Source organism: Mesorhizobium waitakense, assembly GCF_056431085.1.
The window spans coordinates 87517-113926 of sequence record NZ_JBWKME010000050.1 but is presented as its reverse complement, the minus strand read 5'-3'; the positions used below and the strand labels follow the sequence as shown (position 1 = coordinate 113926).

General features: G+C 63.7%; 29 protein-coding genes and 1 riboswitch. Of the genes, 17 read left to right on the top strand and 12 right to left on the bottom strand.

Annotation, left to right across the window (positions count from 1 at the left end):
- Nucleotides 1–40: 40 nt before the first annotated feature.
- From AC07FD_RS11835 to AC07FD_RS11810, 6 genes are all read right to left on the bottom strand, one after another.
- The gene (locus AC07FD_RS11835; RefSeq protein ID WP_478349997.1) at nucleotides 41–1009 is read right to left on the bottom strand and encodes a 2-hydroxyacid dehydrogenase; all 969 of its coding nucleotides are present in this window, start codon (nucleotides 1007–1009) and stop codon (nucleotides 41–43) included.
- Nucleotides 1010–1086: 77 nt separating this feature from the next.
- A complete protein-coding gene (sucD, locus tag AC07FD_RS11830) occupies nucleotides 1087–1986 on the bottom strand; it encodes a succinate--CoA ligase subunit alpha (RefSeq protein ID WP_095087264.1) in 900 nt (299 codons plus the stop codon).
- A gap of 13 nt (nucleotides 1987–1999) precedes the next feature.
- Nucleotides 2000–3184: a malate--CoA ligase subunit beta gene (locus AC07FD_RS11825; RefSeq protein WP_184873480.1), complete on the bottom strand. Its 1185-nt coding sequence runs from the start codon at nucleotides 3182–3184 to the stop codon at nucleotides 2000–2002.
- A 21-nt stretch (nucleotides 3185–3205) separates the two neighbouring features.
- Nucleotides 3206–4168: an HpcH/HpaI aldolase/citrate lyase family protein gene (locus tag AC07FD_RS11820; RefSeq protein WP_478349996.1), complete on the bottom strand. Its 963-nt coding sequence runs from the start codon at nucleotides 4166–4168 to the stop codon at nucleotides 3206–3208.
- Between the two features lie 13 nt (nucleotides 4169–4181).
- On the bottom strand, nucleotides 4182–5372 hold the full coding sequence (locus AC07FD_RS11815) for an aminotransferase class V-fold PLP-dependent enzyme (protein WP_477418722.1): 1191 nt from the start codon (nucleotides 5370–5372) through the stop codon (nucleotides 4182–4184).
- Nucleotides 5373–5506: 134 nt separating this feature from the next.
- A complete protein-coding gene (locus tag AC07FD_RS11810) occupies nucleotides 5507–6130 on the bottom strand; it encodes a LuxR C-terminal-related transcriptional regulator (protein WP_478350052.1) in 624 nt (207 codons plus the stop codon).
- 447 nt (nucleotides 6131–6577) lie between these two features.
- Here AC07FD_RS11810 and mgtE point away from each other — a divergent pair, with 447 nt between their 5' ends.
- Nucleotides 6578–7996 (top strand): magnesium transporter, encoded by a 1419-nt coding sequence (gene mgtE / locus AC07FD_RS11805; RefSeq protein ID WP_478349995.1) that lies wholly within the window; start codon nucleotides 6578–6580, stop codon nucleotides 7994–7996.
- Nucleotides 7997–8146: 150 nt separating this feature from the next.
- Entirely contained in the window at nucleotides 8147–8533 is a 387-nt protein-coding gene (locus AC07FD_RS11800; protein WP_006203215.1) for a MerR family transcriptional regulator, read from the top strand.
- Nucleotides 8534–8539: 6 nt separating this feature from the next.
- Here the strand turns inward: AC07FD_RS11800 and AC07FD_RS11795 are convergent, their stop codons facing one another.
- Together AC07FD_RS11795 and AC07FD_RS11790 are read right to left on the bottom strand one after the other, a co-directional pair.
- On the bottom strand, nucleotides 8540–9016 hold the full coding sequence (locus AC07FD_RS11795) for a methyltransferase family protein (RefSeq protein ID WP_478349994.1): 477 nt from the start codon (nucleotides 9014–9016) through the stop codon (nucleotides 8540–8542).
- Nucleotides 9013–10011 carry a heparan-alpha-glucosaminide N-acetyltransferase gene (locus AC07FD_RS11790; protein ID WP_478349993.1) on the bottom strand — a complete coding sequence of 333 codons (999 nt, stop codon included), beginning with the start codon at nucleotides 10009–10011 and terminating at the stop codon, nucleotides 9013–9015. The genes AC07FD_RS11795 and AC07FD_RS11790 overlap by 4 nt, the downstream gene beginning before the upstream one ends.
- A 221-nt stretch (nucleotides 10012–10232) precedes the next feature.
- On the opposite strand from AC07FD_RS11790, the gene AC07FD_RS11785 reads away from it, so the two are divergent.
- Nucleotides 10233–11432: an MFS transporter gene (locus AC07FD_RS11785; RefSeq protein ID WP_478349992.1), complete on the top strand. Its 1200-nt coding sequence runs from the start codon at nucleotides 10233–10235 to the stop codon at nucleotides 11430–11432.
- A gap of 3 nt (nucleotides 11433–11435) precedes the next feature.
- Here AC07FD_RS11785 and AC07FD_RS11780 read toward each other — a convergent pair whose 3' ends face one another.
- Nucleotides 11436–12611: an aromatic ring-hydroxylating oxygenase subunit alpha gene (locus AC07FD_RS11780; RefSeq protein ID WP_478349991.1), complete on the bottom strand. Its 1176-nt coding sequence runs from the start codon at nucleotides 12609–12611 to the stop codon at nucleotides 11436–11438.
- A gap of 140 nt (nucleotides 12612–12751) precedes the next feature.
- Nucleotides 12752–12947: riboswitch (cobalamin riboswitch) on the top strand.
- Nucleotides 12948–12983: 36 nt separating this feature from the next.
- On the opposite strand from AC07FD_RS11780, the gene AC07FD_RS11775 reads away from it, so the two are divergent.
- Genes AC07FD_RS11775 through AC07FD_RS11755 form a run of 5 tightly spaced genes read left to right on the top strand, consistent with a single transcriptional unit; the run spans nucleotide 12984 to nucleotide 15475 of the window.
- A complete protein-coding gene (locus AC07FD_RS11775) occupies nucleotides 12984–13181 on the top strand; it encodes a CbtB domain-containing protein (RefSeq protein ID WP_478349990.1) in 198 nt (65 codons plus the stop codon).
- A gap of 15 nt (nucleotides 13182–13196) precedes the next feature.
- Entirely contained in the window at nucleotides 13197–14000 is an 804-nt protein-coding gene (locus AC07FD_RS11770; RefSeq protein WP_478349989.1) for a CbtA family protein, read from the top strand.
- On the top strand, nucleotides 13993–14508 hold the full coding sequence (gene cobU / locus AC07FD_RS11765) for a bifunctional adenosylcobinamide kinase/adenosylcobinamide-phosphate guanylyltransferase (protein ID WP_478349988.1): 516 nt from the start codon (nucleotides 13993–13995) through the stop codon (nucleotides 14506–14508). The genes AC07FD_RS11770 and cobU overlap by 8 nt, the downstream gene beginning before the upstream one ends.
- Nucleotide 14509: 1 nt before the next feature.
- Nucleotides 14510–15133 (top strand): cob(I)yrinic acid a,c-diamide adenosyltransferase, encoded by a 624-nt coding sequence (gene cobO / locus AC07FD_RS11760; protein ID WP_478349987.1) that lies wholly within the window; start codon nucleotides 14510–14512, stop codon nucleotides 15131–15133.
- Between the two features lie 27 nt (nucleotides 15134–15160).
- Nucleotides 15161–15475 (top strand): hypothetical protein, encoded by a 315-nt coding sequence (locus AC07FD_RS11755; RefSeq protein ID WP_478349986.1) that lies wholly within the window; start codon nucleotides 15161–15163, stop codon nucleotides 15473–15475.
- Nucleotides 15476–15501: 26 nt separating this feature from the next.
- Here AC07FD_RS11755 and cbiB read toward each other — a convergent pair whose 3' ends face one another.
- Nucleotides 15502–16470, bottom strand: a complete 969-nt coding sequence (gene cbiB, locus AC07FD_RS11750) for an adenosylcobinamide-phosphate synthase CbiB (RefSeq protein WP_478349985.1) — start codon at nucleotides 16468–16470, stop codon at nucleotides 15502–15504.
- Between cbiB and cobD the strand changes: the two genes are divergently transcribed.
- Complete coding sequence (cobD, locus tag AC07FD_RS11745) at nucleotides 16469–17518, top strand: threonine-phosphate decarboxylase CobD (RefSeq protein WP_478349984.1); 1050 nt, start codon at nucleotides 16469–16471, stop codon at nucleotides 17516–17518. The two genes, cbiB and cobD, sit on opposite strands and share 2 nt — an antisense overlap.
- On the top strand, nucleotides 17515–18024 hold the full coding sequence (locus AC07FD_RS11740; RefSeq protein WP_478349983.1) for a tyrosine phosphatase family protein: 510 nt from the start codon (nucleotides 17515–17517) through the stop codon (nucleotides 18022–18024). The genes cobD and AC07FD_RS11740 overlap by 4 nt, the downstream gene beginning before the upstream one ends.
- Before the next feature lie 40 nt (nucleotides 18025–18064).
- Here AC07FD_RS11740 and AC07FD_RS11735 read toward each other — a convergent pair whose 3' ends face one another.
- Nucleotides 18065–18868 carry a creatininase family protein gene (locus AC07FD_RS11735; protein WP_478349982.1) on the bottom strand — a complete coding sequence of 268 codons (804 nt, stop codon included), beginning with the start codon at nucleotides 18866–18868 and terminating at the stop codon, nucleotides 18065–18067.
- Between the two features lie 54 nt (nucleotides 18869–18922).
- The gene (locus tag AC07FD_RS11730; RefSeq protein WP_478349981.1) at nucleotides 18923–19306 is read right to left on the bottom strand and encodes a RidA family protein; all 384 of its coding nucleotides are present in this window, start codon (nucleotides 19304–19306) and stop codon (nucleotides 18923–18925) included.
- 264 nt (nucleotides 19307–19570) lie between these two features.
- On the opposite strand from AC07FD_RS11730, the gene AC07FD_RS11725 reads away from it, so the two are divergent.
- The 7 genes from AC07FD_RS11725 to AC07FD_RS11695 all read left to right on the top strand — a co-directional run bounded on the left by AC07FD_RS11725 (nucleotide 19571) and on the right by AC07FD_RS11695 (nucleotide 26346).
- Entirely contained in the window at nucleotides 19571–20575 is a 1005-nt protein-coding gene (locus AC07FD_RS11725; protein WP_478349980.1) for an ABC transporter substrate-binding protein, read from the top strand.
- A gap of 11 nt (nucleotides 20576–20586) precedes the next feature.
- Nucleotides 20587–21417, top strand: a complete 831-nt coding sequence (locus tag AC07FD_RS11720; RefSeq protein ID WP_478349979.1) for an ABC transporter ATP-binding protein — start codon at nucleotides 20587–20589, stop codon at nucleotides 21415–21417.
- Nucleotides 21404–22255, top strand: coding sequence for an ABC transporter permease (locus AC07FD_RS11715; RefSeq protein ID WP_095087299.1), 852 nt, complete (start codon nucleotides 21404–21406; stop codon nucleotides 22253–22255). Before AC07FD_RS11720 ends, AC07FD_RS11715 begins: the two co-directional genes overlap by 14 nt.
- 4 nt (nucleotides 22256–22259) lie before the next feature.
- Nucleotides 22260–23561, top strand: coding sequence for a cytosine deaminase (locus AC07FD_RS11710; RefSeq protein WP_478349978.1), 1302 nt, complete (start codon nucleotides 22260–22262; stop codon nucleotides 23559–23561).
- Complete coding sequence (locus AC07FD_RS11705) at nucleotides 23561–24964, top strand: FAD-binding oxidoreductase (RefSeq protein WP_478350051.1); 1404 nt, start codon at nucleotides 23561–23563, stop codon at nucleotides 24962–24964. The genes AC07FD_RS11710 and AC07FD_RS11705 overlap by 1 nt, the downstream gene beginning before the upstream one ends.
- 213 nt (nucleotides 24965–25177) lie before the next feature.
- A complete protein-coding gene (locus tag AC07FD_RS11700) occupies nucleotides 25178–25759 on the top strand; it encodes an NAD(P)H-dependent oxidoreductase (protein WP_478349977.1) in 582 nt (193 codons plus the stop codon).
- The gene (locus AC07FD_RS11695; RefSeq protein WP_478349976.1) at nucleotides 25759–26346 is read left to right on the top strand and encodes an NAD(P)H-dependent oxidoreductase; all 588 of its coding nucleotides are present in this window, start codon (nucleotides 25759–25761) and stop codon (nucleotides 26344–26346) included. Before AC07FD_RS11700 ends, AC07FD_RS11695 begins: the two co-directional genes overlap by 1 nt.
- Nucleotides 26347–26410 lie beyond the last annotated feature (64 nt).

The following is a 26410-nucleotide window of genomic DNA, read 5'->3' as shown; positions in this document are numbered from 1 at the left end:
CCGCTGTAGCCGCGCCCTGAACCGAAGGCGGCGCCTGCCCTCAGGCGACCCGATCGGGGACCGGGCGACCCTCGAAGAAGGCGGTCAGGTTCTCCACCACCTTCATGCCCATCGCCACCCGCGTTTCCTCGGTCGCGCTCCCGAGATGCGGCAACAGCACCACGTTCTCCAACCGCTTCAGCGCCTCCGGAACGGCCGGCTCGTCGGCAAAGACGTCGAGACCCGCCCCCGCGATCTCTCGCCTTTCCAATGCGTCGATCAGGGCATCCTGATCGACGACGTCGCCGCGCGCCGTGTTGATCAGGAACGCGTCGCCTTTCATCGACCGCAAGCTTCGAGCATTGATGAGATGGCGGTTTTCCGCGCCGCCCGGACAGTGCAGCGACACGAAATCGGATGCCGTGAGCACATCTTCCAGGGTTGGCATCTGCACCGCGCCCATGGCGCGCGTCTCGTCATCATCGACCGGGGACCGATTGAAGAACACGATGTTCATACCGAAGCCGAAATGCGCGCGCCTGGCTGTCGCCTTGCCGATGCGCCCCATGCCGACAATACCCAAGGTTTTGCCAGACACCTTCGCGCCGGCCATATGGGTTGGCGACCAGCCGCGCCACTCTCCGGCCCGCAACTGCCGCTCGCCCTCACCAGTCCGGCGCGCGACAGCCAACAGCAAGCTGAGGGCGAGGTCGGCGGTGCAATCGGTTAGCACTCCCGGGGTGTTGGTTACGACGATGTCGCGGTCGCGGGCTGCCGCGACATCGATATGGCTGAAGCCGACGCCGAAATTGGCAATAATCCGGGTGCGGGCGGTGTTCTCGGGAAACACCGCACTAGGCAAGCGGTCGCTGACCGTTGCCAGGATCGCGTCAAAATTCGCGAATGCCGATGTCATTGCAGCAGGGCTCAGCGGCATATCGCTGGGGTTGAGTGTCGTGTCGAAGCGCTCGGCGAGGATCGCTTCAACGGGGGCCGGCCATCTCCGGGTGACAATCAAACGCGGTTTCATCGAATTTCCTGCCGATCGATGGGCCGCGATGCATCCGCCGACCCGAAACAGACTTCACATCTTGCACCATGCGACCGTCAGGCCGCCTTCTTCATCCCGGCCAGGGTATCGGCAACGACCTCCCCGAAGGACGATGGCGTCGGCACGATGACGACGCCGGCCTCTTTGAGGATTTCGACCTTTTCCTGCGCCGACTCGCCGAACGCCGAGATGATGGCGCCGGCATGGCCCATCCGCCGGCCCTTCGGCGCGGAAAGCCCGGCGATGTAGGCGATCAGCGGCTTGCGCATGTTGTCGCGCGCCCAGATCGCGGCTTCCGCCTCCTGCGGTCCGCCGATCTCGCCGATCATGACCACGGCATCGGTTTCGTCGTCCTGTTCGAACAGCTTCAGCATGTCCTTGAAGGACGAGCCGTTGATCGGATCGCCGCCGATGCCGACGCTGGTCGAGACACCGATGCCGAGCGCCTTCATCTGCGAGGCGGCCTCATAGCCGAGCGTGCCCGAGCGCCCGACGATGCCGACGCGGCCGGGGAGATAGATGCTGCCCGGCATGATGCCCATAAGTGCCTGCCCGGGCGTGATCATGCCGGCGCAGTTCGGCCCGATCAGCCGCATGCGGTCCTCGAAACGGTAGCGAAGCATGTAGCGCTTCACTTGCATCATATCCTGCGAGGGGATGCCGTCGGTGATGCAGACGCATAGCTTTATGCCGGCATCGGCGGCTTCCATGATCGAATCGGCAGCGAAAGGCGGCGGCACGAAGACGATGCTGGCTTCGGCGCGAGTTTCGCGAACGGCGCCCTTGACGGTGTTGAAGACCGGCAGGCCGAGATGCTTCTGACCGCCCTTGCCGGGCGTCACGCCGCCGACGAGCTTGGTGCCGTAGCGCTTCATGTCTTCGGCATGGAAGCTGCCGATCTTGCCGGTGAAGCCCTGGACGATGACCCGCGTGCCGCGGTTGAGCAGGATTGCCATATTTTCAGCTCCCTCAGCTTGCTTTTTTGAGCGTTGCCGAACGCCATGCGGCGACGGCTTTTTCGGCGGCTTCCGCCAGCGTTTCGGCGACGATCACCGCCTCGCCGGAATCGGCCAGGATGCGGCGCCCTTCCTCGACCTTGGTGCCGGCAAGCCGCACCACCAGGGGGACGTTGACGCCGACTTCGCGGATTGCCTTGACGACGCCTTCGGCGACCCAGTCGCAACGGTTGATGCCGGCGAAGATGTTGACCAGGATGGTCTCGACATTCTTGTCGCCAAGCACGGCGCGGAACGATTTCGCGACCCGCTCCGGCGAGGCGCCGCCACCGATGTCGAGGAAGTTGGCCGGCTCGCCGCCGGCGATCTTGATCATATCCATCGTCGCCATGGCGAGACCGGCGCCGTTGATGATGCAGCCGATATTGCCGTCGAGACCGACATAGGAGAGGCCGCGGTCGCTGGCGAAGGTCTCACGCGGGTCTTCCTGGCTCTTGTCGCGCAGCTCTGAGATTTCCGGCCGCCGGAACAACGCGTTCTCGTCGAACGACATCTTGGCGTCGAGCGCGACGAGGTTGCCGTCGCGGGTCACCACCAGCGGATTGATCTCCAGCATCGAGGCGTCGTAGTCGCGGAACACCTGGTAGCAGCTGAAGATGGTTTCGGTCGCCTTGCCGATCAGGTTCTGGTCCAGGCCGAGCCCGAACGCGATCTCGCGCGCCTGGAAGCGCTGCATGCCGACGCCCGGATCGACCGTGGTCCGGATGATGGAATCCGGCGCCCTCTCGACAATATCCTCGATCTCCATGCCGCCGGCGGCCGACGCCACGATCATGACGCGCTCCTCCTTGCGGTCGAGAACGAAGCCGACATAGAGCTCCTGCGCGATGTCGACGGCCTCCTCGAGATAGAGCCGCGATATCAGCTTGCCTCGCGGGCCGGTCTGCTGGGTCACGAGCTTGCGGCCGAGCATTGCTTCGGCCGCGTTGGAGATCTCCTCGTCATTGGCGCAGAGCTTGATGCCACCGGCCTTGCCGCGGGCACCGGAATGAACCTGCGCCTTGAGAACCCATTTGCCGCCGCCGATTTCGCGCGCCCGATAGGTTGCCTGCTCGGGGCTGTAGGCCAGGCCGCCGCGCGGAACATGAATCCCGTGGCGGGCAAGCAGCTCCTTGGCCTGGTATTCGTGGATGTCCATTTTTTGTCCTCCCAAGAGCCTTCAGTGCGCGGCTGCGTGCGCCTGGCCGGCGCGTTCGATTGCCTCGTTGACCACCAGCACATTGCGCGCCATGCGTTCCGACGCCGCGTCGATCATTTTTCCGTCGAGCGCCGCCGCGCCCTTTCCGAGCGCCTCCGCTTCCTTGAGCACTTCCAGGATGCGCCTGGCGCGGACGACTTCCTTTTCCGGCGGCGAGAACACGCTGTTGGCAAGCGCGATCTGCGAGGGGTGGATCGCCCATTTGCCTTCGATGCCAAGTGCCGCCGCGCGCCTTGCCGCAGCCGTGTAGCCCTCAGGGTCCGAGAAATCGCCGAACGGCCCGTCGATGGCGCGCAGGCCGTAGGCCCTGCAGGCAACTGTCATCCGCGACAGAGCGAAATGCCACTGGTCGCCCGGATAGTCGGGATTGAGGCCACCGATGTTGACGGTGCGCGCCTTGTTGCTGGCGGCATAGTCGGCGACGCCGAAATGCATCGCCTCCAGGCGGCCGGGCGTGGCGGCGATCGCCTCGACATTGGCCATGCCGAGCGCCGTCTCGATGAGGGCTTCGAGGCCGACGCGGGTCTTGTAGCCCTTGGCCATCTCGATCTGGTTGACCATGGCCTCGACCATATAAAGGTCGGCCGGAACGCCGACTTTCGGCACCAGGATGGTGTCCAGCCGGTCGCCGGCCTGTTCCATCACATCGACCACGTCGCGGTACATGTAGTGTGTGTCGAGGCCGTTGATGCGCACCGAAACGGTCTTGCCCTTGGCGCGCCAGTCGATGTCGTTGAGTGCCTGGATGATGTTCTTGCGGGCGCGTTCCTTGTCCGGCGGCGCCACCGCATCCTCGATGTCGAGGAAGACGAAATCGGCGGCGCTGTTTGCAGCCTTTTCGATCATCTCAGGGCTGGAGCCGGGAACCGCGAGTTCGCTGCGCTGCAGCCGGAGTTTTTTGAGGTGGTTGATCGTGTGGCTCATGGTCGCGTTCCTCTCACGCCGCTTCGGCGACAGGTACCTCGGCCGAGGCACGGAAGTGCTGGATGGCGGCGCCGACGCCCGAACCCGGCGCCAGCCGGACGCCGCAATCGAGCAGCGCCATTTCGGCCGCCGACAGCGAGGCCAGCACCATCACCTCGTTCAGCCAGCCGAGATGGCCGATGCGGAAGACCTTGCCGAGCACCTTGTTGAGACCGCCTCCGAGCGAGGTCCGGTAGCTCTGGTAGGCGCGCTTGACGACGTCGCCGCTGTCGATGCCTTCCGGCACCAGGATGGCGCTGACGGTGTCGGAGTGCCATTTCGGCGCCTTCGCGCAAAGCTTCAGGCCCCAGGCGTCGACCGCCTTGCGCACGCCTTCGGCGAGGCGATGGTGACGGGCGAAGATGTTGTCGAGCCCTTCCTCGGCGATCAGGTCGAGCGACGCGCGCAGTCCGCGCAGCAACTGCGTCGCCGGCGTATAGGGGAAATAGCCGGCGTCGTTGGTGCGGATCATGTCCTCGAACGAGAAGAAGCAGCGGCGGTGGGTCGCGACCCTGGAAGCGGCCAGCGCTTTCTTGCTGACCGAGAGGAAGCCGAGGCCGGCGGGCAGCATGAAGCCTTTCTGCGAGCCGCTGACGGCGCAGTCGACACCCCATTCTTCCTGACGGAAGTCGATCGAGCCAATCGACGACACACCGTCGACAAAGAGCAGCGCTGGGTGGTTCGCCGCGTCGAGTATGGCTCGGCAGCCTGCGACATCGCTGGTGACGCCGGTGGCGGTCTCGTTCTGCGTGCAGAAGATTGCCTTGATGCGGTGTGCCTTGTCGGCCTTCAGTCTTTCTGCGTAGAGGTCGAGCGGCACGCCGGTTCCCCACTCGCAGTCGATCACGTCGACCTCGAGGCCGAGGCGCTCGGCCATGTCGACCCACAGATGCGAGAACTGTCCGAAGCGCGACATCAGCACGCTATCACCGGGGCTGAGCACATTGGTCATCGCCGCCTCCCAGGCGCCGGTGCCCGACGACGGGTAGATGAAGACGCGGCCGGTTTCGTTCTTGAAGACTTTTTTGATGTCCTCGAACAGCGGCAGCGTGAAATCAGGAAACGATCCGGCGCGCATGTCCTCCATCGGGAGGTTCATCGCTTGCCGGACCTGCTCCGGAATGTTGGTGGGTCCTGGAATAAAAAGGTGGGTGAACCCAGCCATGCGTGAACTCCTCCGAAGTTAGAGATTTGTGGAGGGAGTGTCGTTTGGAAGGCGAGGGGCAACAACACCTTGGTGGGTAAGTTCTCGCCGCGCGCGGGTGGGGCGAGCCTACCCGCTTGGCCTACCCGGTCGTCCTATCCGACAGGCTGTTTGGGACTGCGACGCTTCTCGCTCGAATAGAGCGCGACCGCCATTGCCCGATTGCGGACGTCAAGCTTGTCATAGAGATTCTTGAGGTGATACTTCACCGTATTCTCGGAAATTCCCGTGCGCGTTGCGATCTGAAGGTTGGTCCAGCCGTCGGAAAGCACCGCCAGCAGTTCGCGCTCGCGAACCGTGAGCTGGGCCAAAGGCGTGTCGTTGACCTTGTTGATGTCGATGTAGGGGATGCAGATGCGGCCGTGCGCGACGGCCAGGATCGTCTCGAAGATGATATGCGGATCGTCGAACTGGAAGCAGTAGCCTTGAGCACCGAGTCGCACGCACTGCTTCAAGATGCCGATGTCGTGGTCGTTGGAGAACACCGTGATGCGCATATCGAGCTTGCGGCTCTGGACCTCGGCCAGGACATCCGCACCGTCCATGTCGGCGAGCCTCCAGCCGATGACGGCGACATCGAACTTGGTCTTTCCTGCCAGGTCCAGGAGTTGCCTGCCGCCCTGCACGGCGCTCAGCAATTCGAAACGTCCGTCGCATTCCAGCATTTCGCGGAGCGCCGATATGACAAGCGGATTGCGCTCGGCGACAACGACGCGAATGCGTTGCTGTCCTGATGTGGCCTCGTTCGTTCTCGCCGACCTTGCGTTCAAGGGCTTCCGTTCTGAACCGGTTGCGGGCATGGGCGGATCCGGCTGGTATCCGGACCCTATGCCATGACAATCGCCGCAACCGCACCACGGTGCTCTTTCCCCAGCGACATGCGCTGTCGCGCCAGCTGAACCGGTACCCAGTTGGTTTTGACGGGATCGGCATCGTCAGCCCGGGTCTCTGCGCTGTCCGCTTCGCGTGAAGTCAAGCTGGTAAGAGCGCGCGTATTTCGTTTGATATTCCGTGCGTTAGGACCATAGGTTCCCAAATCGAATCGTGCTGCCGCGCCATCCCTGCATTGAGCGGCGGATTCTCCCTAAAAGCGGTTTCCACTTTTGGGTCCGATGCTCTAGACCTGAGACGCACCTTTTCCGGGATTGCGATGGCGGGAGGCGCTGGTGGAAGGCCAGGACGAACGGACGACCGGCGCCAGGGCCGCTGAAGACGCCCACGCCGAAATTTATGGCGAGGATGGCGCCGTCCTTTCGTCCTTCCTTGCCCAGATCGGTGCGGCGATCGCCGACCGCGACACGCTCACGCTCAAGCATGAAGTCGACCACCTGCACCAGTCGGAGCTCGGCGACTTGCTTGAGGCTCTGCATCCCGAACAGCGCCGCGCGTTGGTCGAATTGCTGGGCGCCGATTTCGACTTCTCCGCGCTGACCGAGGTCGACGAGGCGATCCGTATGGAGATCGTCGACAATCTGCCCAATGCGCAGATCGCCCAGGCGGTGCAGGAGCTCGATTCCGACGACGCGGTCTACATTCTCGAAGACCTCGAAAAGGAAGACCAGGACGAGATCCTGTCGCAACTGCCGTTCACAGAACGGATCAGGCTGCGCCGCTCGCTCGACTATCCGGAAGAGACGGCCGGCCGCCGCATGCAGACCGAGTTCGTGGCGGTGCCGCCGTTCTGGACGATCGGCCAGACCATCGACTACATGCGCGAGGACAAGAACCTGCCCGAGCGCTTCAGCCAGATCTTCGTCATCGATCCGACCTTCAAGCTGCTCGGCGCCATCGACCTCGACCAGATCCTGCGCACCAAGCGCGCGGTCAAGGTGGAAGAGGTCATGCATGAGACGCGACACGCCATTCCCGCCACCATGGACCAGGAAGAGGCGGCGCGGGAATTCGAACAGTATGACCTTCTGTCTGCCGCCGTTGTCGACGAGAACGAACGGCTGGTCGGCGTGCTGACCATCGACGACGTCGTCGACGTCATACAGCAGGAAGCGGAAGAAGATCTCCTGCGCATGGGCGGCGTCGGTGACGAAGAGCTCTCCGACAGCATCTTTTCGACCTCGCGCTCGCGCGTGCCTTGGCTGCTGGTCAACCTCTTGACGGCATTCCTGGCGGCATCGGTGATCGGCCTGTTCGACCGCACGATCGAGCATATCGTGGCGCTGGCAGTGCTGATGCCGATCGTCGCCGGCATGGGTGGCAATGCCGGCTCGCAAACCATGACGGTCACCGTGCGCGCGCTGGCGACCAAGGATATCGACATCTACAATGCCGGCCGCATCATCCGCCGCGAGATGGGTGTCGGCTTCATCAACGGAATCGTCTTTGCCATCCTGATCGGCATTGTCGCCGCGACCTGGTTCCACGACAACAATCTGGGCGGCATCATCGCCGCGGCGATGATCATCAACATGTTCGCGGCCGCTTTGGCCGGCATCCTGATCCCTCTGCTGCTCGACCGTTTCAAGATCGATCCGGCGGTCGCTTCGGCGGTCTTCGTCACCACGGTCACCGACGTCGTCGGCTTCTTTGCCTTTCTCGGCATTGCCACGTGGTGGTTTGCGGTGCCTTGAAGGCGCATCGTGCCCTCAATTGACTTTTACGTAAATGCCGTGCGAGGCTTGCGCGGGGTGCCATGTCGATTCCGGCTTGGCATGGGTTTGGTTCGGGACAGGAGGGGGTGCCGCATGGCGATCCCCGGGTTCCGGGGTGTGGGAGTGACAATGCGGGAATATTATTCGATCACCGAACTGACCCGCGAATTCGACGTGTCGACGCGGACGCTGCGCTTCTATGAGGACGAGGGGCTGGTGCAGCCGGTGCGGCGCGGCCGCACGCGGCTGTTTCGCCCGTCCGACCGCCACCTCATTCGCCAGATCATGCGGGGAAAACGGCTCGGCTTTTCGATCAATGAGATCCGCGAAATCATCCAGATGTACAAGGAGCCGCCCGGCGAGGTCGGTCAACTCAAGCTGATGATCAAGCGCATCGAGGAAAAGCGCGAGGACCTGCGGCAGAAGCGCCGCGACCTCGAGGAGACGCTGGCCGAACTCGACCAGGCTGAGGAATCCTGCGTCGAGCGGCTCGTCGAACTCGGCGTCAATACGTAGCGCTGTTCAAATCCAGCGCCGCACTCTCTTGGCGTAGTCCCGGTATTTCTTGCCGAATTTCGCCGCCAGCACCTTTTCCTCGCCCTCGATCGCGACCTTCTGCGTGACAAAGGCAGCGATGAAGGCGAGCGGCAGGAACCAAACGATCCCCGAGACAAAGGCGACGCCGATCAACAGCAGCGTGTTGGCCAGATACATCGGATTGCGGGTGATGCCGAAGGGGCCCGTGGTAACCAGGTGATTGGGCACCGCGTTGGGGTTGAGCGTGGTCTTGGCCCGAATCATGGTGCGGATCGCGGTGAACCAGAGTGCCGCGACGCCGAACAGGGCCACCCAGCCGGCGGCGAACAGGATATCGCCCAAAAGGTCGCCAATCCAGGGCAGGGGATAGAGCAGGCCGAGTGCGATGCTGATGGCGATGGCAGCAACGTAGATCACCGGCGGCCACGGTATGAGCCCTGCCTTCGGCTGGTTCTCGGTCATTTGACCCCTCCCTCCGTCATCTTGTCTTCGGTCTTGGCGGTGCACATACCGGCGAGATCGGATATATGCGTCTTCCATTCGGCAGTCTGGTCGTTGTTGTAGAGCCGATCAAGTGAGGCTTCGCTCTCGAGCGTGTCGAGCATGCAGACACAGTAGCTCGAACAGAATTCGGTGTCGCGCGACTGCTCGCAAGACAACTGGCAGGTCTTCAGGAAGTTCACCTGCGGGGTTTCGACCTTGGCCGGCATGACTTGCGCGCACAGCCACACAGAGCCGATCAGCAGCGGCTGGTGGATCAGGTAGAAGGCCAGGCTGTGGCGGCCGATGAAGACCAGCGGGTAGGCCCAGCGGCCGGGTGTCAATTCGGCAAGCCGGGCCAGCAGGCCCGAAGCGGAGGCGAGTTTAGTTACCGCGATGCCTGCAAGTACGGCGCCGAACCACGGAAACAGCGGAACGTAGTCGTTGGAACGCGGATTGATCGCCGACAGGCCGATCCACCACAGCCATGGATGGTCGAAGGCCTCGAAGCGCAGATAGACGGGCGCTGCGATGACCAGCACTGCCACAAGCAGCGTCAGCAGCGCCGGCAGCCGCAGGAAGGCGAGGCCGAGCAGGCTGGCCAGCGCGATCTCGTGCAGGATGCCGAAGAAGATAAAACCGTCCGGGGTGGCAATGCGGGTGACAACCGAGATGGCGATCGCCGCTCCGGCGACCATGGCGAAGCGCCTCCAGAAGCCGTTCCAGCGGATTTGCCGGCCATGGGCGAGGTACAGGCTGACGCCGACCAGGAACAGGAAGGTCGAGGCGATGCAGCGCGCGTAGATCTTCCACCAGCCCAAGGCGGTGAGGCCCGGGTCGGTATAGCCGAAGAATTCCAGGTCCCAGGTGAAATGATAGCTCGCCATGGCGATGAGCGCGATGCCGCGCACGATGTCGATGGCGACGATGCGCTTCGGTCGATCCTGAACGGGTGCGGTCGGCGTGTGGATGCTCATGGTCTCGTATTTCTGATTCAGCCCCGCAAGACGACTATCACGGTTGCCCCGGACAAAAGAAGGCCGGCAGCTTCGGCAGACGCTGGGTCAGGCGCCGCCTTAGGCCAGTGCCGGAAAGCCTTTGGCCGACTTCGCTTTTGCCGGATAGGCGTCGGTTTCCTGTTACCCGCGCAGGAATCACCACGGCAGATTTGACCCGCTGATTCTGCTTTGGGGAAGCAATGTCCACCCATGTGCGCCACCCGGTCTGGCTGCCGGCCTTGCGGCCGGCCGACGCGCGCACCTTCGCCTCGCTCTATGCGGTCGAATCCTTCGCCCGCGCCACGGTGTCGAGCGTCATCCCGATCCAGGCCTACGAGATCCTGCATAACGAGCAGATCGTCTCGATCCTCTACACCATCGTGGCGATGCTCGGCCTGTCGGTAACGCTGTTCATGCCGATGCTGATCCGACGCTTTGCCCGGCGATGGGTCTACACGGCAGGCGCCTGCCTGCTGGCCATCGGCTCGGTGTTCTTCGTCACCCATACGCTTGCCGGACAATTGGCCGGCATGCTGTGCCGCGTGATGGGGGCCAGCGCGCTGTCGATCACGCTCAACCTCTACATCATGGACCACATCCGCAAGACCGATTTCATGCAGGCCGAATCACAGCGCATGGCGTGGTCGATGTTGGCCTGGACCGGCGGGCCGACGCTCGGCATCTTCCTCTACACGCGCTTCGGCATCTATGCTGCGCATGGTGCGGTGGCGGTGTTCGCGCTGGCCTTGCTGGCGCTGTTCTGGACCTACCGCCTGGGCGACAACCCATCGATCCGCCCTGGCAAGACGCGGCCGGCCAATCCGCTCGCCAATATCGGTCGCTTCGTCGCCCAGCCCAGGTTGCGGCTGGCCTGGCTGATCGCCTTCGGCCGCTCCTGTTTCTGGACGACGTTCTTCGTCTACGGGCCGCTGTTCATGGTCATCACCGGCGAGGGCAAGCTGGCCGGCGGTCTTTTGGTTTCGGCCGGCAATGCGTTGCTGTTCATGGCCATCTTCTGGGGCAAGGCGGGCAAGCGCTTCGGTGGCCGCCGAACCATGACATTTGCCTATTTCGCCATGTCGGCCATGCTGCTGGCGGCGGGTGCGGTCGGCCAAACCGTGCCGCTGCTCACCGGCGCCTTTCTGCTCTGCGGCGCTTTCTTCACCATCGCGCTCGATGCACTGGGCTCGACCGCCTTCATGCGCTCGGTGCGATCCTATGAAAGGTCGCAGATGGCGGCGGTCTATCGCACCTATCTCGATTTTTCCGAACTGACGCCGCCGCTGGTCTATTCGGTGGTGCTGGCGTTCTTCGGGCTGGGCTCGGTGTTCGTCACGCTCGGCCTACTGGCGGGGGTCTGCGGCTTCGTGACCTGGCGATACCTGCCGAAATCGCTGTGATCTTCAGGGCTTGGGGATAACCGCTGCGTGCCGTTCGCGGATCCAGTTGTGGAAACGGTGCAGGTCGTACTCCTCGGGCATCAGCACGCCGGCCGCGTGGCGCATCGAGCGCAGGCCTTTCTGGTTGACCTCGCAGATCGCCGCATCCTCCTCCAGCACCTGGGTGCCGAAGGCGATGATGTTGTCGATGTCGGTTGCATCAAGCGCCTCGGGCGCAAACAGCCATTCGGCGACTAGCTCAGTCTGCTCGGGGCCGAGCGGCACCAGCCGCACGGTTCTGACATAGTCGACATGCCCGACCATGAACATCGACGGCAGGTTGGTGGCGTAGGTCTGGCCGGCGGCGCGTTCGGCTGATGTGAGGCCGGTGAAGACCGGCCCATGCGCCTGGCCATCGCGCGACCATGTCTGCGCGCCAGCGCGCAGACCCCCGGAAAACTCCGGCGCGTCATTGTCGGCGTGGCGGGACCATTCCGGATCGTCATGGCGACCCATCAGGCCGCGGCCATAGATCGGCACCAGCCGCGACAGGTCCTTGTGGACGCCCGGACAATGCAGGCACTCGTTGAAGTTTTCCCAAAAGATCTTCCAGTTGCAGTTCATCACCTTGCGCAGCACATGGCCGGTAACAAGCGTTTCCAGTGGCCAGTTGGCGAGACTGCCGGACGCTGGATCGAAAGATGTTTCCGCCGAGCCGGCGGCGTCCTCCTGCAGATTGACGAAGACAAAACCGCGCCATACGGAGAGCGCCACGCGATAGAGCGGATGATCGGCCTTGTCGAAGCCTTCCGGCAGCGACTTCGACGGCACGCGCACGAGGTCGCCGCGCAGCGAATAGGACCAGGCATGGTAGGGGCAGGTGATGAGCCGCGCCTTTAGCCGGCCTTCGCTTTCCTGGCAAAGCTGCGAGCCGCGATGGCGGCACGTGTTGTGGAAGGCGCGCAGTTCGCCGGTTTCGTCGCGGAGCATGACGATTTCCTGCGTGCCGACGCGGAAGGTGCGGAATGAAAGCGGCTGCGCAAGGTCGGCCTCGCGGCAGACGAGCAACCAGCTTTTGTACCAGATGACGTCGAGATCGCGCTGATAGCTGTCCGCATCCCAATAGGCCGACGATGGCAGCGTCGGTTCGGCCCGGGTCAGGCCGTTGTAAGGATCGCGCTCGCTGGCAATGGGCTGCATGGCTGGCTTCCTGTGGATTTGTCAGCCGACACCCGACCATGGGAATTGTCAATTGTTGTGCCGGAGACCCGATTTATCTGGATGGCGCAATCGCGCTGGTTGTCGGCGGAATTTGGTTTGCCGGTCGCGGCGATTTTCCCTATAGTCGCGTTGTCGTCGGTTCCGTTTGGAGCCAAGAGGGAATGCGGTGCGGGCGGACTTGTTGCCCAATGCCGTGGCTGCCCCCGCAACTGTGTGCGGTAGTCCTCTCCATATGCCACTGAAGTTTTTCTTCGGGAAGGTGGGGAAGGGCGCTGATCCGCGAGCCAGGAGACCTGCCGGCGACAGGAAACTGACTTCGATGCCCTCGGGTGGAGGGTGAAAGGACAAGACATGACTACCGCTTCCGTCTCCCTCGGCGCTTCCGTCTCCCTCGGCGCCTCCGTCTCCTCGCAGTCGTGCTTCATGCAGCTTGCACTCGTGGCGCTGCTCGGCATCTTCGTCGTCGGCTTTGTCGGCTTCTCGCATATCGATGCGGTCCACAATGCGGCTCACGACTATCGCCATTCGATGGCGTTTCCCTGCCACTGACGAGGATTTGACATCATGAACCTGTTTCGCAACGTCGTGTTCATCGCGGCGATCGCAGGGCTCGTGGCCGGCGTCGTTCTCGCCTGCCTGCAGGCCTATGCCACTGTGCCGCTGATCCTCAAGGCGGAAGTCTACGAACAGGCCGGCGGCGGCCATCACCATGACCATGCCGCTCCTGCCGCAACCGATACCAGCGCCATGAGCACAGCCGCTCCGGCGGGGAATGCGATGAGCTCCGCCGCCCCGGCGCCGGCGGAAACCGCCGCTCCGGCGGCGGAAGACGAAGGCTGGGCGCCGGCCGACGGTTTCGAGCGTTTCGCCTTCAGCGTGGTTGCCAATATCGTCACCGGAATCGGTTTTGCGCTGATCCTGGTCGCGGTTTCCGAATTCGCCGGCGGCATCGGCAATTGGCGCCAGGGCGTGTTCTGGGGCCTGGCCGGCTTTGCCGTGTTCACGCTGGCACCGGGCCTCGGCCTGCCACCGGAATTGCCCGCCATGCCGGCGGCCGATCTCACGCAGCGCCAGATCTGGTGGTGGGCAACCGTGGTGGCGACCGCGGCGGGTCTCGGCCTGATCGCGTTCCGCAAGTCGCTGCCGCTCGCAATCCTTGCCGTCCTGCTGATCGTCGCGCCGCATATTGTCGGCGCACCGCAGCCCGACAGTTTCGAGACGCCGATCCCGGAAGGCCTGCACCACCAGTTCGTGGTGGCGGTTACGGTGACCAACCTGGTGTTCTGGCTGGTGCTCGGCGCCGTCGTCGGCGTGGTGCGCGGCCGCTTCACCGGCACCGCGACCAGCCTGCGCGACAGCTTTGCCTGATCGCAGCAAGCTGACCTTCATCATTGGCGGTGCGCGCTCCGGCAAGAGCGCGCATGCCGAAACCCTGGCGACGGTTCTACCCTCGCCATGGACCTACATCGCCACGGCCCAAGCCTATGATGACGAGATGCGTGAGCGTATCGCGTTGCACCGCTCGCGGCGCGGCGAGGGCTGGGCGACCATCGACGCACCGCTCGATCTCGCCGGCACGCTCGAGGCTTTGCCGGACGACCAGCCGGTGCTTGTCGACTGCCTGACACTGTGGCTGACCAATCATATGCTGGCCGGACACGACCTCGACCTTGAATGCCGTCGGCTGGCGGACGTGCTGTCGCGGCCGCGCGGGCCCTGGTTCGTGGTGTCCAATGAAGTCGGCCAAGGCATCGTGCCTGACAACGCGCTGGCGCGCCGCTTTCGCGATGCCGCCGGCCGGCTCAACCAGCAGGTGGCCGCTGTCGCCGACACGGTGCTGCTGATGGTGGCGGGGCTGCCGCTCAAGGTGAAATGAAATGACCGATATCGACAACAGAACCGACCGGGATGAAGAACGCCACCGCGCCAAGATGGCCAAGCGCAAGGCGGTGCAGGATGCCGAGGTGGCGGCCAAGACGATCGAGAAGGGGCTGCTGATCGTCAACACCGGGCCTGGCAAGGGCAAGACCACCGCGGCTTTTGGTTTGGCGCTGCGGATGCTCGGCTACGGCAAGCGTGTCGGCGTCGTCCAGTTCATCAAGGGCAAATGGCACACCGGCGAGAAGGATGCCTTCGCCGCCTTTGGCGACCGCGTCGTCTGGCACGCCATGGGCGAGGGGTTCACCTGGGAAACCCAGGATTTGAAGCGCGACATCGCGGCGGCCGAAGCCGCATGGGCCAAAGTGCTCGATCTGATGGCCGATCCGTCGATCAGCCTGTTGGTGCTCGACGAGCTGAACATCGCACTGCGCTACGATTATCTCGATCTCGACAAAGTGGTTGCGGCGCTGAAGGTGCGGCGCGAGGGCCTGCACGTCGTCGTCACCGGCCGCAACGCCAAGCCGGCAATGATCGAGGCGGCCGATCTCGTCACCGAAATGGGCGTGACCAAGCACCATTTTTCCGCGGGCGTGAAAGCGCAGCAAGGCATCGAATTCTGATAGCTTGGCAAGCAGGAGTGTTGTCCGTTGGAGCAAGCTGCAATCGTCTATCTTCTTCTCAATGACGGTCAGTTTGGAACGTCGCGAGAACGCGAATCCATTCGCATACTGGAGGATCGGCTAGAGCAGGTTGTCGGGAATGCTTCCGTCGGCGAGTTTGATGGCGACGAGTTTGGTGAGGGCAAGTGCATCCTCTACATGTATGGACCAGATGCCGAACGACTCTTTGTTGTGATCGAACCCGTACTGAAATCTTCTCCAGCGGCTGCCGGAGGGTATGCGATCAAAAGGTTTGGTGAGGCATCTGATTCAGGCGCAAAGCAAGTCCGCGTTACCTGGTAAGTCGGGTTTTATGACCATCTGGACGTTCACGCGACGATCACGATTGCCGAGACCAAACCGAACAGCGCGATCAGCAGATAATCGGCGACACGATAGAGTTTCAGCGCCTGCCTGATGTCGATGCTGTCGGCTTCGCGGCGGCCGCCTTCGCCCATGAAGACGTCGTCGACCAGCACGCCGCCATAGCTGCGTGGTCCAGCAAGCGCCAGGCCGAGCGCGCCGGCCATCGCCGCTTCCGGCCAGCCGGCATTGGGCGAGCGGTGTTTTTTCGCGTCGCGCCACACAGCCTGCCAGGCGTTTTTCGCATCAGCACCCCTGACGAGGAATGCGGCCAGCACGATCAACAGCGCCGTCAGGCGCGATGCCGGCAGGTTGATCCAATCGTCGAAGCGCGCCGCCGCCCAGCCGAACGCTTCGTGGCGCGGGGTGCGGTGGCCGATCATCGAATCGGCGGTGTTGGCTGCCTTGTAGGCAGCGCCTCCGGCCAGCCCGCCGACGCCGGTCCAGAAGGCGGGAGCAACGATGCCGTCGGAAAAATTCTCGGCCAGGCTCTCGATCGCCGCACGGCTGACACCGGCCCGGTCCAGCGATTCGGGATCGCGGCCGACAATGCGCGAGACGGCGATGCGTCCAAGAGCAAGGCCACCTGTGTCGAGCGCGTCGGCCACGGCCTCGACATGCTCGTAGAGGCTCTTCTGCGACAGAAGCGATGTCGCCAGAAGGGCGGCAATGATCAATCCCATGGGAACGAACCAGAGCAGGATCTGCAGGCCGAGCCCGATCGCCGCCGGCACCAGCACGATGACCAACAGCGCCTGGACACCACGCTTGCGACGCAGCGCGTCGGGATCAGTGGCGCGGTTGAGCCGGCCGTCGAGAAAGGATATCAGCCTGCCGAACCACGTCACCGGATGGCCGATGGCGCGAAACAGCCAGTCCGGGTAACCCAGGACGAATTCAGCGGCCAATGACAGGAAAGCGATCAGGATTGACATGAAGCTTCTTGATGGGGCGGCGGTGGACCATGGTGGAAGTCTCGGCCGGGCGAGGGCGCTTTTCCCCAACGCGCCGCAGCCTTTCGTCGACCTCTCGACCGGTATCAATCCGCACTCCTACCCGCTTTTTGAGTTGCCCGCCACCACCCTGTCGCGGCTGCCGGAGGCAGCGCGTGCCAGCGAGCTGGTCGAGATCGCGGCGAGCGCCTATGGCGCGCCATCGCCAGCCAATGTGGCGGCGGCACCCGGCACACAGATCCTGTTGCCGCGCGTCGCATCGCTGATAGCGCCCGGCAAGGCGCTGGTGCTGGGTCCGACTTATGCCGAACATGCGCGGGCAGCGGCGATCGCCGGGCACGCGGTGACGGAGGTCGGCGATTTCGAAGTATTGGCGGAAGCCGACCTTGCCATCATCGTCAATCCCAACAATCCGGATGGGCGCATCATCGCGCGCGACAGGCTGCTGGCACTCGCCGCAGGGCTGCGCGCCAAGGGCGGGCTGCTGGTCGTCGACGAGGCGTTCATGGATGTCGGCCCGCGTCAGCACAGCCTCGCAGGCGATGTCAGCCAGGGCGGCATCGTGGTGCTGCGCTCGTTCGGCAAGTTCTTTGGCCTGGCCGGGCTGCGGCTTGGTTTTGCGCTTTCCGATGCGGCGACGGTCGGCCGGCTGGACAACCAATCTGGACCATGGGCCGTCGCCGGCCCGGCGCTGGAATACGGCATTCGCGCGCTTGCCGATATCGACTGGCAGGACGCGATGCGGACCTCCCTTGCGGAGGCATCGGCGCGGCTCGACGCGCTGTTCGGCCGCTTCGGTGCTGCTGTCGTGGGCGGCACCTTATTGTTCCGCTATCTCCGCTTGCCGGACGCCGCTGACCTGTTTGCCACACTTGGCGAGCGCGGCATCCTGCTGCGCCATTTTGCCGACCGTCCTGGCGTCTTGCGCGCCGGGCTACCGGGGAGCGAGGAGGAATGGCAGCGGCTCGAATCCGCTCTTGCCGAATGGGCGTCGCGGCGCGAGGATCGATCGAAGGGTTCGAAACAATGATCCATGTCTGCTCTCTGGCAAAGGTCGAGGAAACGGTGGCACGGACCGGCGCCGACCGTATGCTGTCGCTGCTCGCCGCTGGAACCGACGTTGTGCGCCCGGCCTCGATCGCCCGGGAAAACCATCTGCATCTGGTCATGCACGACATCGCGGTGGCGCAGGACGGCATGACCATGCCGGGCGAGGAGCATGTCCGCAACCTGCTCGATTTCGCGCGCCGATGGGACCGGGCAAAGCCGATGGTCGTGCATTGCTATGCCGGCATCAGCCGCTCGACCGCTTCCGCCTACATCATCGCCGCGGCATTGGCGCCGAAGCGCGACGAAGCCGAACTGGCTCAGACGCTGCGGGCGCTGTCTCCCTCGGCGACGCCCAACCCGCGCCTGATTGCGGTGGCCGACCTCCTGCTCCACCGCAACGGCCGCATGATCGAGGCGATCCAGGCGATCGGGCGCGGCGCCGACGCTTTTGAAGGAGCGCCCTTTGCGCTGAAGATCGACATCTAGGCATGTTGATATTCAGGTGACCTGCGCTGAGACGGGAGTGCTATTTCAGCCAGTCGGCTAGCTTCGCCTTACGCACATCGCGCAGCAGGCTGATGAAGCCATCGGCCTGATGTTCTGATGTCAGCCGGCCTTTCTCGGCCGTGGCGATGCTGGCATCGCCGACTACGCCATTCGGGTTGAGATCGCTGGCGATCCAGGCAAAGGCATGGGTGCCGGTGTGGCGCAACAGCGAAAATTCCTTTTCGGCCTTCGCGACACTGGAAACGAAATTGTCGGCCTTGCCCATGTCGACGAGATCCGGCCGGAAATGCAGCATCAGCGACGTCTCGACATCGCCGCCATGGATGCCGTGGCGGTCCTCGAGCTCGGTGTACATGCCGGCCGGGCGGCCAAAGCGCTGCCAGCTGGTCTTCACCGCCAGCATGTTTTCGCGCACGCGCAGTTCGCGCGTGACGATGCCCATGATCTCTTCATTGCCGCCATGCGAATTGACGACGATCAGCTTGCGCACGCCGGCCCGCGCGATCGACAGGCCAAGTTCGGTCCAGGCGTCGACCAGCGTCGTTGCCGGCAGGGTGAGGGTGCCTGGCGCGTGAAGATGTTCGTTCGACTTGCCCACCGCCTGCACCGGCAGGATGCGGATGTCGAGATCGTCTGGAAGGCGGGCAATCACTGTGTCGAGCATGCCGTTCATGATCGCAGTGTCGGTCGAGACCGGCAGATGCGGACCATGCTGCTCGATCGCCGCCAGCGGCAGCACGGCGATTGTTGCCTCCGGGTCGATCGAGGCGTATTCGGTCGTGCGGTAGTCGCCCCACCACACGCGTCTTTTTGCAACGGTCATGTCACGCCTCTTCGATATTAGGTCAGACCTAGCGCGGCAAGCGCGGCCTGTCGATCACCCAGCCGCGATCGCCTCGACCTCGACCTTGAATTCAGGCCGGGCGAAACCGGTGACGATCATCAGCGTCGAGGCTGGCGCCGGGTTGGAAAACAGCCGGTCGCGGATATCCATATAGGGCCGCAGATGTGCGCGGTCGGTGACGTAGGCGTTGATGCGGACGATATCCAGCAGCCCCAGACCGGCCTCTCCGAGCACTGCCGCGATGTTGCGGAAGCAGAGTTCGGCCTGTGCGCCGGCATCTTCCGGTATCTGGTCGTCCGCCGTGATGGCGACCTGGCCCGAGCACAGCACCAGCCGCTTGCCGGCGGGCACCTCGACGCCGTGGCTGTAGCGGGCAAAGGGTGGCTTTATCGACTTCGGGGTGAGGAACTTGAACATGGCAATCTCCGGTTCGTCGGTAGCCTAAGACCGGATGCACCATACCTTCAAGATGGCGGTGCATGTCGCTGGGGCGATTGTGGACAGGCGTTCAAAAAATAGGCACGATGCCTCCGGTGCAGCACGACCCGTCCGGCTTCGCAGATGGCTGTGGTGCAAGCGGGCGGTCCCGGCGCAAGACGCCGGTGGCATGTGTCTTGCTTCTTGAATCTCTGGTGTCGAGCCTGGCGCGTGGCGTGCCGGAGCAAACAAAGGGTGATGTTGATGTACGGAAAACAGAAGATCTCGGTGGCGGTGGTGGCCCTGCTTGCGGCCAGCACGCTCGGTGCCGCGGCGAATGAAAAAGTCACCTTCGGCACCAACTGGTTGGCCGAGCCGGAGCATGGCGGATATTATCAGGCGGTGGCTGACGGCACCTACGCTGCTTGCGGCCTCGACGTCACCATCATGCAGGGCGGTCCGCAGGTCAGCGGCCGGCCGATGCTGCTTGCCGGCAAGATCGATTTCTACATGGGCGGCAATCTGCTGTCGGCTTTCGATGCCGTCCAGCAAGGCATTCCGATGCGCGTGGTGGCGGCGGATTTCCAGAAGGACCCGCAGGTCATCATGTCCCACCCCGGCGAGGGGCTCGACAAATGGGAGGATCTGAAGAACGCCGACCAGTACATATTGGGCGACGAGGGCGTGCAGACCTTCTTCCAGTGGATGGTCATCGAGCTCGGCTTCGACGCCGCCAAACGCGCGCCCTACACCTACAACACCGCTCCCTTCCTCGCCAACAAGAAGTCGATCCAGCAGGGCTACGTCACCTCCGAGCCGTTCGCGGTCAAGAAGGAAGGCGGCTTCGTACCGAACCAGTTCCTGCTTGCCGACTATGGCTGGGACACCTACTCGACGACGATCGAGGTGATGCAGGACACGATCGACAAGAAGCCGGAGGTGGTCCAGTGCTTCGTCGACGGCTCGGCCAAGGGCTGGTACAAATATCTCTACGGCGACAACAAGGCCGCCAACGACATGATCAAGAGAGACAATCCTGACATGAGCGACGAGCAGATCGCGTTCTCGATCGAGCAGATGAAAAAGTTCGGCCTTGCCGATTCAGGCGACACCGAAAAACTCGGCATCGGCGCCATGACCGACGCGCGCATCCAGAGCTTCTACGACAAGATGGTCAAGGCCAAGGTCACGCCAGCCGGCATCGACATCAAGAAGGCCTACACGCTGACCTTCGTCAACAAGGGCGTCGGGCTCGAGCTGAAGAAGTAGGCCGTTCCGGCATGATGCAGGAGAATGTGGCGCAAGCGTCGGCGAGCGCGTCGGATGTCGCTCCGACATTGCTGGCGCTGCGTGGCGTCGGCAAGGTCTTTTCCAACGGCGTGACGGCGCTCAGCGACGTCGATCTGACGATCCGGGAAGGCGATTTCCTCAGTCTGCTCGGACCGTCTGGCTGCGGCAAGTCGACGGCGCTGCGGCTGATCGCCGGCCTGTCGACGCCGACCTCCGGCGTGCTCGACTGGCGCGGCGGCGGCTCGCTTGACCGTTCGAACATCGGCTTCGTCTTCCAGGAGCCGACGCTGCTGCCCTGGGCCAGCGTCTTCGACAATGTCTGGCTGCCGCTCAGGCTGAAAGGCGTTTCCCGCGCCAAGGCGGCGCCGGCTGTGACGGAAATGCTGGCGCGGGTTCACCTGACCGGCTTCGAAGACGCGGTGCCGCGCGAACTGTCCGGCGGCATGAAGATGCGTGTCTCGATCGCGCGCGCCATGGTGACGAAACCGCGTGTGCTGTTGATGGACGAGCCGTTCGCCGCGCTCGACGAGATCACCCGCTTCAAGCTCAACAACGATCTTCTGGAGCTGTGGCAGGACGAGCGCTTCACCGTCGTCTTCGTCACCCACAGCGTCTTCGAAAGCGTGTTTCTCTCCAACCGCGTCGTCGTCATGGCGGCGCGGCCGGGCAGGGTGTTCGACGAACTCGCCATCGAGGCAGCCTATCCGCGCGACGAGGCGTTCCGGACCTCGCCCGACTATGCGGCGTTGTGCCGGCAGGCCTCCGACGTGTTGGTCAAGGCCATCAATTCAACAGCAGGCGCGCATTATGACGGCCATTGACGAGGGCGTGCTTAAGCTCGATCCCGAGGAAGCGCGCCGCGTGCGCCAGGAGCGGCTCGAACGGATTGGTCGCTGGGTGCTGCCGCTGGCGATCATGATCCTGGCGATCTGGCTATGGGATCGCATCTGCGTGTGGAATGAGATCCCGCAATACATCCTGCCGCGCCCCGGCGTGGTGCTGTGGACGCTCTACAACGATGCCGGCCTGCTGTTTTCCGCGCTGCTGGTGACCTTGCGCATCACCTTCCTCAGCCTGGCCTTGGCCGTCATCGGCGGTGTCGGGCTGGCGGTGCTGTTCGCGCAATCGAAATGGGTCGAGATGTCGTTCTTCCCGTTCGCCATCGTGCTGCAGGTGACGCCGATCGTGGCGATCTTCCCGCTGATCAACATCTATGTCGACAACCAGACGACCAAGCTCCTGCTCTGCGCCTGGATCGTCGCCTTCTTTCCGATCCTGTCCAACACCACGCTCGGCCTCAATTCGGTCGACCGCAACCTGCGCGACATGTTCAAGCTCAATGGCGCGACGCGCTGGCAGCAGTTGCGCTATCTCAGATTGCCGGCGGCGATGCCGTATTTCCTGGGCGGGTTGAAAATCGCCGGCGGCCTGTCGCTGATCGGTGCCGTGGTGGCCGAGTTCGTCGCCGGCGCCACCGGCCAGTCGTCGGGGCTTGCCTCACGCATCATTGAAGCCGGTTATCGGCTCAACGCGCCGCGGCTGTTTGCGGCGCTGTTCCTGATTTCGCTAACCGGCATCCTGATCTTCCTCGTGCTGTCGCTGATTTCGCATCTCATTCTAAGGCGCTGGCACGAAAGCGCGCTGAAGCAGGAGCGCTAGTTCCTTGGTACCGAACACAGGTTCATACCGCCTCGCAAACGCCCGGCTCCACGCGTCCCTGACGCCGGGATTCACCGCTGCTTTCGACAGCGATGGCTTTGCGCTTGCAGACATCGCTGTCGCCGACGGCAAGATTTCCAGCATTGCCGCGCATGGCCGTACCGCAGTGCCGGAGGACGCCACAGACCTTGCCGGCCGGATCATCCTGCCGTGCTTCGTCGACTGCCATACGCATATCGACAAGGGCCATATCTGGGCACGAAAGCCCAATCCGGATGGCACCTTCATGGGTGCGCTGAACGCCACCGGCGCCGACCGCACTGCGCGCTGGAACGCCGAGGACGTGGCGCGGCGCATGGATTTCTCGCTGCGCTCAGCCTACGCGCATGGCACCAGGGCGCTGCGGACTCATCTCGACAGCGTCGCGCCGCAAGAGGAAATCTCCTGGCCGGTGTTCGAAACGATGCGCGAGACATGGCGCGGCCGCATCGAATTGCAAGGCGCATGCCTGATCGGCATCGAGGGCGTGCGCGACAAAAAATGGTTCGACAGGCTGGCAAAAAGGGTTGCCGCGGCCAAGGGTGTTCTCGGTGTCGTCACCTATATGGTGCCGGATCTCGAAGAGCTGCTCGACCACGTCTTCGCGCAAGCGATCAAGCATGGCCTAGATCTCGATTTCCATGCCGACGAAACCGACGACATCGCGGCGATCTCGCTGAAGAAGATCGCCGAGGCGGCACTCTGGAACGGCTTCGAGGGCAACATCCTCGTCGGCCATTGCTGCTCGCTGGCGCGCCAGCCGGACCTCGATGTGCTCGACACGCTAGACAAGGTGGCGAAGGCCGGGCTCGCGGTCGTGTCGCTGCCGATGTGCAATCTCTATCTGCAGGACCGGCGCGGCGACCACACCACACCGCGCTGGCGCGGCGTGACTCTGCTGCACGAGATGAAGGCGCGTGGCATTCCAGTCGCCGTCGCTTCCGACAACACGCGTGACCCGTTCTATGCCTATGGCGATCTCGACATGCTGGAGGTCTACCGCATGGCGACGCGCATCGTGCATTTCGATCATCCGGTCGCCGACTGGCCGCAAGCGGTCACCGCGACACCTGCCAGGGTGATGCGGCTCGACGGTTTCGGCACGCTTGTTGCCGGCGGTGATGCCGACTTCGTCGTGTTCAAGGGCAGGAGCTGGACGGAATTGCTGTCGCGGCCCGAATCGGATCGCATCGTCGTGCGCAGCGGGCGCGCGATCGACCGGCAACTGCCCGACTATGCCGAACTCGACGAACTGATGGTGGAATGATGGACGTTTCGACGCTCAAACGCGATCTCGAAGGCCTGAAGCTCGACGACAATCCGGCCATCGTCCAGCAGAAGAGCCGCGACTTCTACTGGTACAGCCCGGTGCTGAAGCAGCAGCTCGATCATGTCACCGGCGATCTGATCGTGACGCCGAAGGACGAGGCCGAGCTGATCCGCGTGCTTGCGGCCTGCCACAAGCATGGCGTGCCGGTGACGCCGCGCGGCAGCGGCACCGGCAATTACGGCCAGGCCATGCCGCTCTCCGGCGGCGTGGTGCTCAACCTCGCCGAAATGAACGAGATCAAGTCGATCGCGCCGGGGCGCGTGGTGACCGGACCGGGTGCGGTTCTGGCCGACATCGACAAGGCAACGCGGGCCCATTCCTGCCAGGAGCTCCGGCTGTCGCCCTCCACCTACAACACGGCTTCGATCGGCGGCTTCATCGCCGGCGGTTCGGGCGGCGTCGGCTCGATCAATTTCGGTGGCCTGCGCGATTTCGGCAATGTGCTTCGCCTGCGCGTGGTGACCATGGAGGCCGAGCCGAAGGCGCTCGAACTCACCGGCGAGGATTTGCACAAGGTGACCCACGCCTATGGCACCAACGGCATCATCACCGAAGTCGAGATGCCGCTGACATCAGCCTATGACTGGGTCGATGTCATCGTCGGCTTCGACAGCTTCATGGAAGCGGCCCGCTATGGCAATGCGCTGGCTTGCCAAGACGGCATCCTGACCAAGCTGATCACGCCGATAGCGGCACCCGTGCCGCAGCTCTATTTCAAGCGGCACCAGAAATTCCTCAGGGAAGGGCAGAGCATCTGCGTCGTCATGGTGGCGCAGCATGGGCTCGACGCCTTCTTGGCCTTCACCCGCCGAGCCGGCGGCGAGGTCATTTTCAATGCCGCCACAGCGACGCCGGAGGACAAGAAGGGCCTGCCGCCCGCCTATGAGCTGGCCTGGAACCACACCACGCTCAGGGCGCTGCGCGTCGACCCCTCGATCACCTATCTGCAATCGCTCTATCCCTTCCCCAACCAGCTGGCGTTGGTCGAGAAGATGGACGCGATGTTTCCCGGTGAGGTGTTCTCGCATCTCGAATTCGTGCGGCTGGACGGCAACATCACCTGCTTCGGCCTGCCGCTGGTCAAGTTCACCACCGAAGCGCGGCTCGACGAGATCGTGCGCATGCATGAGGAGAATGGCTGCCCGATCTTCAACCCGCACCGCTACACGCTGGAAGAGGGCGGCATGAAGCAGACCGACGCAATACAGCTTGCCTTCAAGCGCGAGACCGATCCGCAGGGCCTGCTCAACCCCGGCAAGATGATCGCCTGGGAAAACCCGGACTACGACTACCGTTCGGGCCGGACATTCCTGTTCAAAGGGCTGCAGAGGGTGGGGTGATGCAATGACGAACGCGTGGCGCTGTACCCCCCTCTGGCCTGCCGGCCGTCTCCCCCTCAAGGGGGGAGATCATTCGCTTCGCCGCTTTCGCCAGCCTCCGACTGGGGAAGGACGGGTCCGGCGCAGAAGCTGCCAATCTCCCCCCTTGGGGGGGAGATGCCCGGCAGGGCAGAGGGGGGTGCTTCGCGCTGACCTGCTGCGGGATGTCCTCCCGTGAACATCCTCGTCCTCCACGCCCATCCGGTCGAGACCAGCTTCAATGCCGGGCTGCACCAGATGATCGTCGAGCGGCTGACGGCAGCGGGCCACAAGGTCGACGATTGCGATCTCTACGCCGAGGATTTCGATCCGCGCCTGACGCGTCAGGAGCGGCTGGACTACCACAATGCGCGCGGCCCGTCCGACCCTGTGGCGCCTTATGTCGAGCGCCTGCTGCGGGCCGAAGCGCTGGTGCTGTCCTACCCGGTCTGGAACTATGGCTTTCCGGCGGTCCTGAAAGGCTTCTTCGATCGCGTCTTCCTGCCCGGCGTGTCGTTCAAGCTGGTCAACGGCAAGGTGCAGCCCTCGCTGCACAACATCATCAAGGTCGCGGCGGTCACCACCTATGGCGGCAGCCGGTTCCGCGCCATGCTGATGGGCGATCCCCCACGCAAGCTGATCAAGCGCATGCTGCGCGCCACCGTAAAGCCCGGCGCGCCGGTCAGCTATCTCGCGCACTATGCGATGAACCTGTCGACCACTGAAACGCGCAGGGCCTTCATGGCGAAGGTCGGCGCCAGCATGGACGCCTTCTGATGCGGGCACTGGTGGTCTACTGCCATCCGGTGCCGGAGAGCTTTTGCGCGGCGATCCGCGACACTGCCGTCGACGTGCTGAAGGCACGGGGCTGGGAGGTGCGGCTGCTCGACCTCTATGCCGAGAAATTCGACCCGGTGATGGGTTGCGACGAACGGCGCTCCTACAACGGCCAGGCGCCGCAGGATCCGGCGCTGAAGCCGCATTTCGAGCTGCTCAACTGGGCCGAAGCGATACTGTTCGTCTATCCGACCTGGTGGTACGGGCTGCCGGCGATGCTGAAGGGCTGGCTCGATCGGGTGTGGGCGACGGACGTCGCCTTCAAGCTGCCGGCGGGCAAGGGGCGGATCAAGTCGCTGATGACGCATGTGACCAAGGTCGGTGTCATCACCACCTGCGGTGCGCCGACCTGGTGGAGCGTCGTTGTCGGCCAGCCCGGACGCAAGACCCTGCTGCGCGGCATGCGGGCGCTGTGCGCGACGCGCTGCCGGACCTTCTTCCTGGCGCACTATCTGATGGATGCCTCGACGCCACAGACACGGGCTGCGTTTCTGGCGAAGGTGCGATGGAAGCTGGAGCGGTTCTGAGGGGCTTTACCCTCCCCCTTGTGGGGAGGGTCACACAGCAAATGCCGCAAAGCGGCTTTTGCGA

Coding starts and splice junctions, on each gene's coding strand:
- AC07FD_RS11835 (WP_478349997.1), bottom strand. CDS start 1,009: ATGAAACCGCGTTTGATTGTCACCCGGAGATGGCCGGCCCCCGTTGAA.
- sucD (WP_095087264.1), bottom strand. CDS start 1,986: ATGGCAATCCTGCTCAACCGCGGCACGCGGGTCATCGTCCAGGGCTTC.
- AC07FD_RS11825 (WP_184873480.1), bottom strand. CDS start 3,184: ATGGACATCCACGAATACCAGGCCAAGGAGCTGCTTGCCCGCCACGGG.
- AC07FD_RS11820 (WP_478349996.1), bottom strand. CDS start 4,168: ATGAGCCACACGATCAACCACCTCAAAAAACTCCGGCTGCAGCGCAGC.
- AC07FD_RS11815 (WP_477418722.1), bottom strand. CDS start 5,372: ATGGCTGGGTTCACCCACCTTTTTATTCCAGGACCCACCAACATTCCG.
- AC07FD_RS11800 (WP_006203215.1), top strand. CDS start 8,147: ATGCGGGAATATTATTCGATCACCGAACTGACCCGCGAATTCGACGTG.
- AC07FD_RS11795 (WP_478349994.1), bottom strand. CDS start 9,016: ATGACCGAGAACCAGCCGAAGGCAGGGCTCATACCGTGGCCGCCGGTG.
- AC07FD_RS11790 (WP_478349993.1), bottom strand. CDS start 10,011: ATGAGCATCCACACGCCGACCGCACCCGTTCAGGATCGACCGAAGCGC.
- AC07FD_RS11785 (WP_478349992.1), top strand. CDS start 10,233: ATGTCCACCCATGTGCGCCACCCGGTCTGGCTGCCGGCCTTGCGGCCG.
- AC07FD_RS11780 (WP_478349991.1), bottom strand. CDS start 12,611: ATGCAGCCCATTGCCAGCGAGCGCGATCCTTACAACGGCCTGACCCGG.
- AC07FD_RS11775 (WP_478349990.1), top strand. CDS start 12,984: ATGACTACCGCTTCCGTCTCCCTCGGCGCTTCCGTCTCCCTCGGCGCC.
- AC07FD_RS11770 (WP_478349989.1), top strand. CDS start 13,197: ATGAACCTGTTTCGCAACGTCGTGTTCATCGCGGCGATCGCAGGGCTC.
- cobO (WP_478349987.1), top strand. CDS start 14,510: ATGACCGATATCGACAACAGAACCGACCGGGATGAAGAACGCCACCGC.
- cobD (WP_478349984.1), top strand. CDS start 16,469: ATGAAGCTTCTTGATGGGGCGGCGGTGGACCATGGTGGAAGTCTCGGC.
- cbiB (WP_478349985.1), bottom strand. CDS start 16,470: ATGTCAATCCTGATCGCTTTCCTGTCATTGGCCGCTGAATTCGTCCTG.
- AC07FD_RS11740 (WP_478349983.1), top strand. CDS start 17,515: ATGATCCATGTCTGCTCTCTGGCAAAGGTCGAGGAAACGGTGGCACGG.
- AC07FD_RS11735 (WP_478349982.1), bottom strand. CDS start 18,868: ATGACCGTTGCAAAAAGACGCGTGTGGTGGGGCGACTACCGCACGACC.
- AC07FD_RS11730 (WP_478349981.1), bottom strand. CDS start 19,306: ATGTTCAAGTTCCTCACCCCGAAGTCGATAAAGCCACCCTTTGCCCGC.
- AC07FD_RS11725 (WP_478349980.1), top strand. CDS start 19,571: ATGTACGGAAAACAGAAGATCTCGGTGGCGGTGGTGGCCCTGCTTGCG.
- AC07FD_RS11720 (WP_478349979.1), top strand. CDS start 20,587: ATGATGCAGGAGAATGTGGCGCAAGCGTCGGCGAGCGCGTCGGATGTC.
- AC07FD_RS11715 (WP_095087299.1), top strand. CDS start 21,404: ATGACGGCCATTGACGAGGGCGTGCTTAAGCTCGATCCCGAGGAAGCG.
- AC07FD_RS11705 (WP_478350051.1), top strand. CDS start 23,561: ATGGACGTTTCGACGCTCAAACGCGATCTCGAAGGCCTGAAGCTCGAC.
- AC07FD_RS11695 (WP_478349976.1), top strand. CDS start 25,759: ATGCGGGCACTGGTGGTCTACTGCCATCCGGTGCCGGAGAGCTTTTGC.